This window comes from Streptomyces rubradiris (assembly GCF_016860525.1).
Classification (GTDB): Bacteria; Actinomycetota; Actinomycetes; order Streptomycetales; family Streptomycetaceae; genus Streptomyces; species Streptomyces rubradiris.
In genome coordinates this window covers 4,093,901-4,107,300 of the sequence record NZ_BNEA01000015.1, presented here as the reverse complement: position 1 = coordinate 4,107,300, position 13,400 = coordinate 4,093,901, and the positions used below count along the sequence as shown (strand labels likewise).

The 13,400-nt window shown below is 68.8% G+C and carries 12 protein-coding genes; 10 read left to right on the top strand and 2 right to left on the bottom strand.

All coding sequences use genetic code 11. The annotated features are described in order from the left end of the window. Positions 1 to 155: 155 nt before the first annotated feature. Together Srubr_RS31385 and Srubr_RS31380 are read left to right on the top strand one after the other, a co-directional pair. Positions 156 to 1,352: a cytochrome P450 gene (locus tag Srubr_RS31385; protein WP_189994967.1), complete on the top strand. Its 1,197-nt coding sequence runs from the start codon at positions 156 to 158 to the stop codon at positions 1,350 to 1,352. Between the two features lie 49 nt (positions 1,353 to 1,401). Beyond that, positions 1,402 to 1,617, top strand: a complete 216-nt coding sequence (locus tag Srubr_RS31380; protein WP_189995331.1) for a ferredoxin — start codon at positions 1,402 to 1,404, stop codon at positions 1,615 to 1,617. A 301-nt stretch (positions 1,618 to 1,918) separates the two neighbouring features. Here Srubr_RS31380 and sigJ read toward each other — a convergent pair whose 3' ends face one another. Continuing rightward, positions 1,919 to 2,806 (bottom strand): RNA polymerase sigma factor SigJ, encoded by an 888-nt coding sequence (gene sigJ, locus Srubr_RS31375; RefSeq protein WP_189994969.1) that lies wholly within the window; start codon positions 2,804 to 2,806, stop codon positions 1,919 to 1,921. Here sigJ and Srubr_RS31370 point away from each other — a divergent pair. Next, a complete protein-coding gene (locus Srubr_RS31370; RefSeq protein ID WP_189994971.1) occupies positions 2,756 to 4,534 on the top strand; it encodes an MFS transporter in 1,779 nt (592 codons plus the stop codon). The genes sigJ and Srubr_RS31370 overlap by 51 nt on opposite strands. Positions 4,535 to 4,912: 378 nt before the next feature. Continuing rightward, positions 4,913 to 5,317, top strand: coding sequence for a winged helix-turn-helix domain-containing protein (locus tag Srubr_RS31365; RefSeq protein ID WP_189994973.1), 405 nt, complete (start codon positions 4,913 to 4,915; stop codon positions 5,315 to 5,317). A 96-nt stretch (positions 5,318 to 5,413) separates the two neighbouring features. Here Srubr_RS31365 and Srubr_RS31360 read toward each other — a convergent pair whose 3' ends face one another. After that, on the bottom strand, positions 5,414 to 5,968 hold the full coding sequence (locus Srubr_RS31360) for a YceI family protein (protein ID WP_189994975.1): 555 nt from the start codon (positions 5,966 to 5,968) through the stop codon (positions 5,414 to 5,416). 86 nt (positions 5,969 to 6,054) lie between these two features. On the opposite strand from Srubr_RS31360, the gene Srubr_RS31355 reads away from it, so the two are divergent. The 6 genes from Srubr_RS31355 (at position 6,055) to Srubr_RS31330 (ending at position 13,379) form a co-directional block, all read left to right on the top strand. Beyond that, the gene (locus Srubr_RS31355) at positions 6,055 to 6,939 is read left to right on the top strand and encodes a sigma-70 family RNA polymerase sigma factor (RefSeq protein ID WP_189994977.1); all 885 of its coding nucleotides are present in this window, start codon (positions 6,055 to 6,057) and stop codon (positions 6,937 to 6,939) included. Between the two features lie 139 nt (positions 6,940 to 7,078). Continuing rightward, entirely contained in the window at positions 7,079 to 8,671 is a 1,593-nt protein-coding gene (locus tag Srubr_RS31350) for a tryptophan halogenase family protein (protein ID WP_189994979.1), read from the top strand. A gap of 25 nt (positions 8,672 to 8,696) precedes the next feature. Continuing rightward, positions 8,697 to 9,296 carry a flavin reductase family protein gene (locus Srubr_RS31345; protein ID WP_189994981.1) on the top strand — a complete coding sequence of 200 codons (600 nt, stop codon included), beginning with the start codon at positions 8,697 to 8,699 and terminating at the stop codon, positions 9,294 to 9,296. Beyond that, on the top strand, positions 9,293 to 10,363 hold the full coding sequence (locus Srubr_RS31340; RefSeq protein ID WP_189994983.1) for an LLM class flavin-dependent oxidoreductase: 1,071 nt from the start codon (positions 9,293 to 9,295) through the stop codon (positions 10,361 to 10,363). Before Srubr_RS31345 ends, Srubr_RS31340 begins: the two co-directional genes overlap by 4 nt. A gap of 23 nt (positions 10,364 to 10,386) precedes the next feature. Further along, positions 10,387 to 12,120: a non-ribosomal peptide synthetase gene (locus tag Srubr_RS31335; RefSeq protein ID WP_230426671.1), complete on the top strand. Its 1,734-nt coding sequence runs from the start codon at positions 10,387 to 10,389 to the stop codon at positions 12,118 to 12,120. Positions 12,121 to 12,167: 47 nt separating this feature from the next. Beyond that, positions 12,168 to 13,379 carry a cytochrome P450 gene (locus Srubr_RS31330; protein ID WP_189994987.1) on the top strand — a complete coding sequence of 404 codons (1,212 nt, stop codon included), beginning with the start codon at positions 12,168 to 12,170 and terminating at the stop codon, positions 13,377 to 13,379. Positions 13,380 to 13,400: the final 21 nt, after the last annotated feature.

Here is a 13,400-nt window from a genome sequence, read left to right as displayed (position 1 = left end):
ATCTTTCGTGTCTCCGTCATCACCCCGGGCGCCACGAAAGACTTCTGACACAACTGAAGCGGACCCGTCCGGCCGTCTGTGACGATCTGCTCACCGGAGCCGGCGCCAGGCACTGCGAGCAGTGTGTTTCCCGTCTTCAGTGGGGATTGCGGAAGATGAGCCGAACAGTGGTCGCTTCGCTCGACCTGACCGACGCGCGTACCTTCATGGAGCACGATCCACTCGAATTCTTCGCCGAGGTGAGGGCGAGCGAGCCCGTGTACTGGCACGCGTCCTCGGACGGTCGCCCCGGTTTCTGGGTAGTGACCGGATACACCGACGTCGTCTCCTGTTACGGCGCCTCCGACGCCCTCGCTTCGGGCCGGGGCACGGTACTCGACGTGCTGCTGCGCGGTGACGACTCCGCCGGTGGCAGGATGCTGGCCGTCACCGACCGGCCGCGCCACCGGGAGCTGCGGGCCCTGATGTGGCGCGCCCTGTCGCCGAAGGTGCTCGGCACAGTCGCGCTGAAGATCGAGGAGCGCACAGCCGCGCTCGTCGAAGCCGCCCTCGGCCCGGAGCCCTTCGACTTCGCCACCCGGGTCGCGGAACACGTGCCCATGAACACGATCTGCGACCTGCTGTCGATCCCCGACGCGGACCGGCCCGATCTGCTCCGATGGAGCAAGGGGGCGCTGACCGGCGCCGATGAACTCGACTCACTGGAATCGCGCAACGAACTCCTCCTGTACTTCATGGACCTGGCCCAGCGGCGGCGCGCCGACCCCGGTGACGATGTGATCAGCACGATCGCCACGGGGCTGATCCAGGGGGAGCCGCTGAGTCTCGAAGAGGTCGCGCTCAACTGCTACAGCCTGATCATCGGGGGCGACGAGTCTTCGCGGGTCTCCGCTGTCAGTACGGTCAAGGCCCTCGCCGAGCACCCTGGGCAGTGGCGGGCCCTGCGGGCCGGCGACGTCGATCCGGACACGGCCGTGGAGGAGGCCTTGCGCTGGGCGACGCCCTCGTTCCACTTCGCTCGTACCGCCACCCGCGACCACGTCATCGGAGGCCGGCGGATCCGGGCGGGGGACATCGTGACGCTGTGGAACATCTCGGCCAACAACGACGAGCGGGCGTTCGCCGAGCCGCGCACCCTCGACCTGTCCCGCTCCCCGAACAAGCACGTAGCCCTGGGCCACGGACCCCACTACTGCCTGGGCGCCTTTCTGGGCCGGGCCGAACTACGCGCCCTGCTCAGCGTCCTCGCCAGGACGGTCCGGCACGTGGAGATCACCGGGCCGGCCACCCGGATCGAGTCCAACTTCCTCAACGGCTACCGCTCGCTGCCGGTGCGCTTCCTCCCGGGGTGACGGCACGGCGGCCAAGGGGACGGAAATGCGAACTGAGAAGAGGAACGACATGCGTGTGACGGTCGACCAGGAGCGCTGCATCGGCTCGGGAATGTGTGTCCTCGCCGTGGGTGAGGTGTTCGACCAGCGGGAGGAGGACGGTGTTGTCCGCCTGCTGCGGGAGGATGTGCCGGACGAACTCCGGGACCGGGTGCGCCGTGCCGCCGCGGTCTGTCCCTCACGGGCGATCACGGTACGGCGGGACGCGGAGGCGCAGGCGGGGTGACGGACGCCGTTTCCCCGCGGCCGTACTGCTGCTCGGACGGCTGGCGATGTGATGCGGACTCCCTGCCGTATCGGGTGAGTTGACGGCCGGAATCCTGTTCGGACCGTCAGTGCTCGGCCGGTTGTCCTCCGCTCCCACACCACTGGCTGGGGATGGCACTGACGTCCCAGGCTCATCTCCTGGACGCGGTGTGTCGGTTCGGTGTCGTCCTTCTCGTCGGGACGACCGCCTTGGAGACGGGCACGTCTCGGACGGGAGAGGGTCCTGGCGGGCGTCTCCTGAGGAGACGCCCGGCTCCGTCCTACGCGGTGAAGGCGGCGAAGTCGATCGCGGCTAGGCGTTCCGGGTCGAGCAGGATCTGAACCTGCGAGATCCGGTCCTCGCGCACGGCGAAGCCCATCACCGACACCGGTACGCCGTCCCGGTCGACCAGGACGCCGGGAGATCCGTTGACGAGGACGGCGGTCACCGTCACGCCGGGCTGACGGAACAGCGCGGCCCGCTCCGCCACGAGCCGGGCGCCACGGATCGCAGCCGTGGCGGAGGCGAGCGCCAGGCCGCCGTCCGCGCGAAGCTCGACATCCGGGTCCAGTACGGACACCAGCCCATCGAGGTCGCCGTTTCGCGCCGCGGCGAAGAACGCGTCCACCAGCGTGCGGCGAGTGGCGAAGTCGGCGCACGAATCCGCCTCGCGGGCGTGTTTGACCCGCCGCCGCGCCCGGCTGGCGAGCTGCCGGGTCGCCACCGTCGTACGCCCGATGGCGGTCGCGATCTCCTCGAAGGTCAAATGGAACATGTCGTGCAGCACGAAGGCGACCCGTTCTGCCGGGGCGAGCGTGTCCAGCACGATCAGCAGAGCGAGGCTGACCGAGTCGGTCAGCAGCGCCTCGTCCTCGGGGCCGTGGGACGGCTCTTGCCCGACGACGGGGTCCGGCAGATGCACGCCGACCGGATCCTCCGGGCGCGCGGCGCGTGACCTCAGGACATTCAGACAGATTCTGCTGATCACAGTGGTCAGCCAGGCGGGGAGGTTGTCCACCTCGTCAGCGTCGCTGCGGCTGAGTCTGATCCACGTCTCCTGCACGGCGTCCTCGGATTCGGCATGCGAACCCAGCATTCGGTACGCGACATTCCTCAGGTGCGGCCGGAAGCTCTCGAACCGATCCGCCAGCTGATCGTCGTCGTGCACGGTCACACTCCTCGGTCGTCACGGGTCATCAATAGTGAGCGGTCAACCGACGCGCTGCGTGTGGACCCGACTTGGAGCACGAATGATCACTTCTTCATTGCATATCACAAGGACTTCGCCGGGGTGGTTGACATGAGTCTTTCCCTGACCGAACCGCGGCGGCGCAGGCTGACCCTGTTCGCGATGTGCATGGCCACGTTCATGACCTCACTGGACCTGACCATTGTCAACGTGGCCCTGCCGTCGATGCAGAGTGAACTGCGCATGAGTGCCGCGGAGCTGGAGTGGGTGATCAGTGCGTACTCACTGAGCCTGGCCGCGATCATCCCGGCAAGTGGGGCGCTCGGCGACCGATACGGCCGAAAGCGGGTCTTCCTGACCGGCATGGTCGTCTTTCTGGTCGGCGTGATCGCCTGTGCCGTGGCCTGGAACGCCGCCTCCCTCATTGTCTTCCGCGCCGTGCAGGGCGCAGGCGGCGCCGCGATGCTCGCTCTGGGACTCTCGATCATCACGGAGACCTACCCGAAGGAGCAGCGGGCCGGCGCCATCGGGGCCTGGGCGGCGATCGGAGGCACCGGGTTCGGTGCCGGCCCGGTCGGCGGCGGGATTCTGCTCACCTACTTCACGTGGCCGTCGGTGTTCTGGATCAACCTGCCCTTCGCGGCCCTGGGCATCGTCTGCACGGCTGTCGCGGTGCGCGAGTCGCGCAATCCCCAGGCCCGCGGGCTGGACCTGCCGGGGATGTCACTGAGCTCGCTGGGACTGGTCTGCCTGACGCTGGGCTTCGTCGAATCATCCGACCAGCCGTGGAGCGCCCCCCTGGTGGCGGGGCCCCTGGCCGGCGGGGCGGGCCTGCTGATCGCCTTCTTCTGGTGGGAGCGCCGTGCCCCGCATGCCATGCTGCCGCCGTCCCTGCTGCGGGCACGGAGCTTCGTGAGCGCCTCGGGCATCTACATGCTGACCTACGGCGGGATGAGCGGCGCGCTCTTCTGGGTGACGCTGTACTTCCAGAACGTCGCGGGCTGGTCGGTGATGCGCACCGGACTGTCCTGGCTGTTCATGAACATTCCCTTCCTGACCATGGCGCAGTTCGGCGGACGGCTGGACTCTCGCTTCCGGTCGTCAGTGGTGGCGACCTGGGGAACGCTGGTGGCCGCGGTCGGCGTGTTCCTGCTCAGCCGCGCGGGGACCACTCCGTTCGCCGTCAGCGCCCTCGGCTACGTGCTGTACGGAGGGGGCTTCGGTACCTTCGTGCCGGCCGTGACCCATGTGGCGATGCGCGACGTGCCTTCCGGTGTCTCCGGCGCCGCCTCCGGAGTGCTGAACGCGTCGCGGCAGATCGGCTCCTCGGTGTGTCTCGCAGTGCTCGGCACCGTGGGTGTGAACGCGGCCACCTCCGCCTGGCAGGGCAGGGTGTCCGGGCTGGACGGGGCGGACAAGAGCGCGGCACTGGGGCAGGGCCACAACGTGGGCGGCGGCCGGGTGCACACGGTGGTGGACACGCTCGGCAGCTCTTTCCGGCAGGCCACCGTCGACTCCTTCCTGCACGGCTACCAGCTGGCCGTGGGGATCGCGGCAGCCTGCACCGCCGTGGCCGCGGGTCTCGCCTGGACGGGATTCCGGCACCGAGCCGTGCAGCCGGCGGACGGCGCCACGCACCCGGAGGCGGTGAGGGAAGAGGACGAGGCCACCGTGACCGGAAATGAACCCCATCGGGCCAGCCAGTGATGCGCATCAGAATGGGCTGGAGAGCCGTGGGGGAAGGATGGAGGTGATCCATCCGCCAGGGCGGCGTGCCCGCGCCGCGTGACGGCGCGGGCACGCCGCCCTGAGCCTGCCTTGACAACAGCGTCAGTGAGAACAGGCGACCGGTGCCGGGACCATCCGTGCGAGGACGCTGGCGAGTGCCTGACACAGGCAGCACCGCTATGACGCCTTTGCTATCCCGGCGACATCCCCTCGCCGAGCCCAGAGGCAAGAACCGCAGCATTGCCTGTTTGCCACGGGGAGACACCCTTGAGTAGTCGCGTCAAGTTAATACGCTGGCCAGTAGAAGCCGAGGCGCGTAATTACTGCAGAAGAGCTGGAATTCCCAGGCTGTTGGTCGTGGAGGCCGGCAACGACGCTCCGGTCTGTGTCGACCCCACGGAGGACTGGATACGAGCACCGGCACCCCGAGGCGATGTCGAGGCGCGGATCCAGGCACTGGCACAGCGTGCCTACGGGCGGCAGACACCCACCCTCGACGCCACCGGCATCCTTTACTTCGGCACGGATTCCGTGGCCATCTCCGATACCCAGATGGGAATCATGGAGCATTTTGTCGCCCACTACGGCGAGGTGGTCTACCGGTCGGAGCTCGAACAACAGGTGTCCAAGGCCACTGGAAAGATCACCAGGAACGCCCTTGATCTGCAGATCATGCGGCTGCGCCGCCGCATCGCCTCGGTCGGCCTCAGCATCTGCACCGTCTGGGGCCGGGGCTACATCCTTGAGGCTGCCACCACCTGACGCGCATCGCGCCTTCCCGGCAGTAGCCGGCCGCTCCGTGTGCCCTCTGCCCGTACGTCACACGGGCAGAGGGCGTCCACGGCGGGGCTCCGTGGCTCAGGAGGCCACGAGCGAGGCCTGGACGTCCAGGGAGATCCGCACCGTCTCACCCACCACGGCGGCGGGAAGGTGCGGGGCGAGACCGAAGTCCGTCCGGTCGACCGTCACCGAGGCGCTGACCCCGAGTACCGGTACCTTGCGCACCGGGTCGGTACCGAACCCGCCCGGTTCGGCGACCAAGGTGACGGCCCTGGCCACTCCCCGCATGCTCAACTCGCCGTCGACCAGGAACCGGTCCTCATGCCGACGCACCCGCGTGGACCGGAACAGCAGTTCCTTGTGCTGGTCGGCCGCCAGGACGTCCGCGCCGCGGATGTAGCCGTCGCGGGCCGCGTACCCGGTGTCGATACTGTCCGCCTCGATGCGGGCGGTCACCGAGCACTGGTCGACGCTCTCACCCGTGATGATGGTGCCGCCGAAGGCGTTGAAACGACCATGTACCCGCGTCACCCCCAGATGACGGACGGTGAAGCGGACCTCGGAGTCGGATGTGTCGATGGTCCAGGTCCCCGGGGTGTAGCCAGGAATGGTTTCCGAAATGGTTTCGGACATACCGCCTCTCCTCATCGGTTGCGCGTCACACAGCGCGCGATTCACGGGTCATGAGTACGACGAACCATGACCCGGAAAGGTGACCGATGGACGCGCGTCAATCCTTGGCGGATTGCTTCGAGGAGAACCGCAGGGCCCTGCTCGCACTCTCGTACCGAATGCTCGGCTCCCATGAGGAGGCGGAAGACGCGGTGCAGGAGACCTGGCTGCGCCTGGACCGTGCCGACACGACAGCGGTACGCAACCTGCCGGGTTGGCTGCGCACTGTCACATCCCGTGTCTGCCTCGACATGCTGCGCAGCCGCCAAGGGAGGCGCCAGGACCATGGGGAGGACGACCTCGGACCGGCCAACGTGGCCACGGGCGAGGGCGACCCCGAGCACGAGGTGCTCGAAGCCGAATCCGTCGGCCTCGCCCTGCTCGTCGTGCTCAACACGCTGAGCCCCGCCGAGCGCGTGGCGTTCGTGCTGCACGACATGTTCGGCGTGCCGTTCGACGAGATCGGCGGAATCCTGGACCGCAGCCAGACGACCGCCAAGAAGCTCGCCAGCCGCGCCCGGCACAAGGTGCGCGCCCCGCGTGAGCGGCATCTGGTGGAGGTGGACCAGCACCGCGAGGTCGTGGCCGCCTTCCAGATCGCGGCCTGCACGGGGGACACCTCGATCATTGCCTCCCGTCTCGCCCCGGACGTGGTGCGGCGCGCCGACACGGCAGCCCTGTCTTCGGGCCGCCCGGCCAGGCTGCACGGCGCCGGCTCGGTCGCTCATGAGATCAGCCGGTTCGGGGGCGCCGCACGTCACTCGGATCTCGCCCTGATAGACGGCAGGGTCGGTCTGCTCGTGGCACCCGGGGGCCGGCTCCGTCTAGCCGTGTGCTTCCGCATCGAGGGTGGCCTCGTGAAGGAGTATGAGCTGGTGGCAGACCCCGCCCGGCTCAAGTGTCTGTGCATCAGGCTGCTTCCCGCATCGTGAGTGCGGCCCGCCGCCGTTCGGCCGGCCGGCCGGAGTGTTCTTTCGTAAATCTTTTTCTGCCGGACGGTCCTGCTGCGGCCCGTGCAAAAGTCTGCGTGCAACGTCCAAGGATCTGGCCGCACCCATCAGGACGGAAAACATGATCAAGGACATAGTGATCGTCGGCGGTGGGACCGCCGGCTGGATGACAGCCACGTACCTCAAGGCGAGCTTCGGTGACCGACTGGCTGTCACGCTCGTCGAGTCGAAAGCGGTCTCGACGATCGGCGTCGGCGAGGCCACCTTCAGCACGGTACGGAACTTCTTCCGGCACCTCGGGCTGAGCGAGCCGGAGTGGATGCCCCGCTGTCACGCCTCGTACAAGCTGGCCATCCGGTTCGAGAACTGGCGGGAGAAGGGCCATCACTTCTACCACCCCTTCGAGCGTCCCCGAGTGGTCGACGGGTTCTCCCTCGCCGACTGGTGGCTGCACGAGGAACCGAGCGACCGCTTCGACCAGGACTGCTCGGTGCTGGCCGCGCTGTGCGAAGCCAAGCGCTCGCCCCGCCGGCTCGGCGGAGCTCTGTTCGAGGAGGTCTTCGAGGCCGGAGAGGCCCAGGACATGGCCCGGGCAGTCCCGAAGGGCCTGGGGACGCAGTTCCCCTACGCCTACCACTTCGACGCCACCCTGCTCGCCCAGTTCCTCAGCGAGTACGGTGTGGAACGCGGCGTGCGGCACATCCAGGACGACGTCCTCGATGTGCGCCTCGACCAGGACGGCTTCGTCTCCGAGGTGTTGACCAAGGACCACGGGCCCCTCGCCGGTGACCTGTTCGTCGACTGCACCGGCTTCCGCGGACTGCTGCTGAACAAGGCTCTGGGCGTGCCGTTCGTCTCCTACCAGGAGTCCCTGCCCAACGACAGCGCGGTGGCACTGCGCGTCCCCGTGGACGTCGAGAGCCGCGGCATGCGGCCGTGCACGACCGCCACAGCCCAGGACGCCGGCTGGATCTGGACGATCCCCCTGCTGGACCGGATCGGCACCGGCTACGTCTACTCCAGCGCCTACACCACGCCCGAAGAGGCGGAACGGACGCTGCGGGCGTTCGTCGGGCCCGAGGCTGCCGACCTGCCCGCCAACCACATCAAGATGCGGATCGGCCGCAGCGCCGAGTCCTGGGTGAAGAACTGCGTGGCGATCGGGCTCTCCAGTGGCTTCGTCGAGCCGCTGGAGTCGACCGGAATCTTCTTCATCCAGAACGCCGTCGAGCAGTTGGTCAAACGTTTCCCCTCCACCCGTGACGACGAGTCGCTACGGCGCTCCTACAACCGTCAGGTCGGCGACGTCATGGACGGCGTCCGGGAGTTCCTCTTCCTCCACTACTACGCTGCCGCCCGCTCGGACAACGCGTACTGGCGGGACGCGAAGACCCGCGCCATGCCCGACGGCCTGGCCGAACGCCTCGAACAGTGGCGCTGCGCGCTGCCCGACGAGAACTCCGTCTTCCCGCGCTTCCACGGCTTCGAGCCGTACTCGTACACAGCCATGATCCTCGGCCTCGGCGGACTCGATGTCCGGCCGCTCCCCGTGCTCGGCCGGCTGGACGCGACTGCGGCGCGCCGCGAGTTCCAACGGGTCCGCGACCAGGCATCCGCACTGATCGACCGGCTGCCCAGTCAGCACGAGTACCTCATCCACCAGGCCGCCGGATTCGACGACACCATGACCGGACGCCTGGTACCCAGTGCCTGACGGCAAGCCAGGAGGTGCCTTGTCCATGCTCAGCACCAGGGCGGACCCCGACGACCGCACCGCGGCCGAACCGGTCTCCGCAACCGCGTACCGAACGATGATGGCAGCCTTCCCGGCCGGCGTCGCGGTGGTCACCGCCGCCGACGAGGACGGACAGCAGTACGGGATGACCTGCACCGCCGTCTCCAGCGTGTCCGTCAGTCCGCCCACGCTGCTGGTCTGCATCCAGCACTCCAGCCGCACCCTCGCCGTCCTCAGCAGAACCGGCACCTTCGCCGTAAACCTGCTGGACGACCGAGCCCGCGCGGTCGCCGAACTGTTCGCCGCCCGGAGGCCGGACCGCTTCCAGCACGTGGCGTGGACCGCGCGACCGGGATGCGGCGGACCGCATCTCGCCCACGACGCCCACTCCATCGCCGACTGCCGCGTCACCGGCTCGGTGCCTGTCGCCGATCACGTGGTCGTCTTCGGTGAGGTCTTCGGGGTCACCGGCAAGGACGCACCTCCACACCCGCTGGTCTACGGAATGCGCGAGTACTGGTCCCTCGCCCACACCGGTGACGCTCACCATGCCGCCGCGCGGCCTGGCAAGGCGTCGACCTCGGACCCGGAGAGGAAAACATGACGAGCTACGGGATATCGCTGCTGCCGGACACCGTCCCCCAGCAGCGCAGCGCCAAGGACTACTACGCCAATCTGCTGACGGTGTCCGAGCTGTCCGAGGACCTCGGGCTCGACTACGTCAAGATGACCGAGCACTACCTGCACTCCTACGGCGGGTACTGCCCTGACCCGCTTGCCTTCCTGTCGGCCGTCGCCGCACGCACCAGCACGATCCGGCTGATGACAGGAGGCATCCAGGCCTCCTTCCACCACCCGATCCAGCTCGCCGCCCGCACCGCCCAGCTCGACGCGCTCAGCGGCGGCCGGCTGGACGTCGGCTTCGCGCGTGCCTTCCTGCCCTACGAGTTCGACTCCTTCGGCATCGAGATGGACGGCAGTACGGAGCGCTTCCGCGCCACCGTGGACGCCGTCGTCCGGCTGTGGACCGAAGCCGACGTGAGCGAGGACACGCCCTACTTCCGCTACCAGGACGCCAACTCCCTGCCATTGCCGACCCAGGACCCGCACCCGCCCGTGTGGGCCGCCGCGCTCCTGACCCGTTCCAGCTTCGAGTGGATCGGCGACTCCGGCTACAACCTCCTGATCGCATCGGCGCCCAGCCGCGAACAGGTGCACCAGGTGCGCGAAATGATCGAGGTGTACCGCAGCAGGTTCAGCGCGGCACCGAAGAACGCCGGCAAGCAGCCCCGGGTGGCGATCAGCGTCGCGCTGTATCTGGCCGACTCGCACGAGGAAGCGGTGGAGCAGGGCACCGCGGCACTGCGTCGGCACTGGGACACCTTCGGTTCGGCCGCCACCTCGTGGCGCAGCCGCACCTCGACGTCGTATCAGGGCTACCGCGAGGCCATGGTGGACAAGCATCGGGCCGGCCCGAGCGAGGCCGCTGGACTGGCGGTGATCGGTTCGCCCGACCGGGCGGTCGAGCAACTGCGGCAGATCGAGAGCGAACTCGGCGCGGACATCGTGCTGTTCCAGCTCGACTACGGTCAGCAGTCCCTGGAGTCGATGGAGCGCAGCCTGAAGCTCTTCGCGTCCGAGGTCCGCCCTCACCTGGGCGGGCCACGGTGACCGCGAGGCCGACCGGCCGCACGGTGCCCGAACTGTTCGAGGCACAGGCGGCGCGCTTCCCGGACGCTCCGGCCGTCCTCTACAAGGACACCTCGCTCACCTACCGCGCGCTCAACGAGCGAGCCAACCAGCTGGCCCGGCTGCTGATAGACCGGGGCGTGGGCCCCGACCGCCTGGTCGCGCTGGCCGTGCCACGCTCCGCGGACCTGATCGTGGCCCTGCTGGCGATCCTCAAAGCCGGTGGCGCCTACCTCCCTCTCGACCCCCGCTATCCGGCCGCCCGCAAGGCGTTCATGGTCCAGGACGCCGCCCCGGCCCTGCTCCTGCGGGCCGGAGCGGGCTCGGCCGAGGGCGCGGAACTGGACGAGGTCGTCCTCGACTCAGAGGCGTGCATCGAGTCCTGCTCCCGGTACAGCAACGCGGACGTGCGCCAGGCCGAGCGCATCGAGCCACTGTCGGACCTGCACCTCCTGTACGTGATCTACACCTCCGGCTCGACCGGGACACCGAAGGGTGTCGCGGTCACTCACGAGGGCGTCGCCGACCTGGTAGCCACCCAGGCGGACCGCTTCCGGCCGGCTCCGGGCGAGCGCGTTCTGGCCTGGGCCTCGGTCAGCTTCGACGCGGGATTCTGGGACTTCGCGCTCGCCCTGCTGCACGGAGGCACCCTGGTGGTGGCCGACGACGAGGACCTGCTGCCTGGCGACGCCCTGCACGCGACCCTGCTCAAGCACGAGATCGATCACGCAGTGCTGCCCCCTGCTGCACTGAGCATCACCGACAGCCAGGGAGTGCTGCCCCAGGGCACGATCATGTCCACCGGCGATGCCTGCACCCCGGCGCTGCTGCGCACCTGGGCGGTGGGCCGGCGCATGTTCAACGGCTACGGCCCGACCGAGGTGACGGTCGGCTGCACCATCGCCGGCCCGGTCACCGAGTCGGACGGCGTCGGTATCGGCATTCCGTGGACCGGGGCCCGGGTGTACGTGCTGGACGAGCGGTTGCGACCGGTCGCCGACGGCGAGGAGGGTGAGCTCTACCTCGCCGGCTCCGGGCTGGCCCGCGGCTATGTGGGCCGTCCGGGGTTGACCGCAGCGCGGTTCCTGCCCGACCCTTTCGGGCCGCCCGGCAGCCGCATGTACCGTTCCGGCGACCGCGGCCGACGGGACGCCGAGGGCAGGTTGCACTTCGCGGGCCGGATGGACGGCCAAGTGAAACTGCGGGGATTCCGCGTCGAACCCGGGGAGGTCGAGGCTCGGCTCACGCAGGAACCGGACATCGATCTGGCGGCCGTCGTCGTCGAGGGAGAACTCGCCGACGCCCGGCTCGTCGCGTACGTCACCGCCCGCCCCGGAGGCTTCGTCGACCCCTCCGCTGTGCGGGCCCGATTGGCCGCCGCCCTCCCGGAATTCATGGTGCCGACCCGCATCGAGGTGCTCGACGCCTTTCCCACACTGCCCAACGGCAAGGTCGACCGAGGCGCCCTGGCGACCCGGGGCGGCACCGTCGCACGGCCGCGGACCCGCACCTTCCAGGAAGTCGGCACGCTGGAGGACCGGCTGTACGACACGGTCGCCCGGCTGCTCGACCTGCCGACGGTCGCCCCCGATGCGAACTTCTTCGACCTCGGCGGCAACTCCCTGCTCGCGGGCCGGCTGATCGGCTCGCTGCGCGAGGAGCTGGGTGTGCGCGTGCCCATCCGGGTGGTGCTCGGCGCACGCGACCTGCGGGAGATCGCCCAGTCCCTGAACGGGTGACACACCAAGGACGGCCGCACCGGGGCCGCAGCCCCGGTGCGGCGGAAATGGAGAGTTCCGTGTCCCAGAAGCTGGTCCAGTTCCCGATCCTGAAGGAGCCGGCCTGCCCCTTCGACCCGCCGTCCGCCATGCGTGCGCTCGACGACCCGGTGCAGGTCAGGCTCTGGGACGGCAGCACGCCGTGGCTGGTCACCGGATACGACCTCGGGCGCAGGCTCCTGGTCGACCCCCGGGTCAGTGCCGACTCGACCAGGCCCGGCTATCCGCACTTCGACCTGGGTAGCCGCGAGCGCCGCAAGGACGGACGTTCGTTCGTGGCCATGGACGATCCCGAGCACGCCCGGCAGCGCCGCATGGTGGCCTCGCCGTTCGCCATCCGCCCCATCGAGGCCCTCAGGGGCGATGTCACCGACATTGTCAACGGACTGATCGATGATCTGCTCGCCGGGCCCAACCCGACCGATCTGGTCAGCCGGTTCGCCTTTCCCACCTCCACCCAGGTGATCTGCCGGATGCTCGGGGTGCCCTACACGGACCATGAGTTCTTCCAGGAACAGAGCACCCTGATGCTGCACCGGGACAGCTCGCCGGAGATGGTGGTGAACGCCCAGGAGGCCCTGCGCGGATATCTCCGGGAACTGATCGACCGGCAGATGAAGGAGCCCGCGGACGGCCTGATCTCCTCGGTGATCGAGACCCAGGTGCGCACCGGCGCGTTGAGCCCCGAGCAACTGTCGTACATCTCCATGACGCTGTTGGTCGCGGGCCTGGAGACCACCGGGAACATGATCGCCCTGGGCACACTGGCCTTGCTGCGCAACCCCGACCAGCTGGCGCTCCTGCGGGAGACCGATGACCAGGAGCTGGTCAACCGTGCGGTCGACGAACTGATCCGCTACCTCAACATCTCGCACTCCGGCCGTCGGCGGGTGGCCCTGGAGGACATCCCCCTCGGAGACATCACGATCCGCGCCGGAGAGGGGATCATCCTGGCCAGCGAGCTGGCCAACCGGGATCCGGAGCACTTCCCCGACCCCGACCGGCTGGACATCACCCGCGACGCCGCGCACCACTTGGCCTTCGGTTTCGGCCCTCACCACTGCCTCGGTCGCCCCCTCGCCACCCTCGAACTCCAGGTGGTGTACGGCACGCTCTACCGGCGTGTCCCCACCCTGCGTCTCGCCATCGATTTCGCCGACGTCGCGTTCAAGTACGACGGTGTGGCCTATGGCGTCCGTGAGCTTCCGGTGGCCTGGTAGCCGGACCTGTGTCCGTCCTGT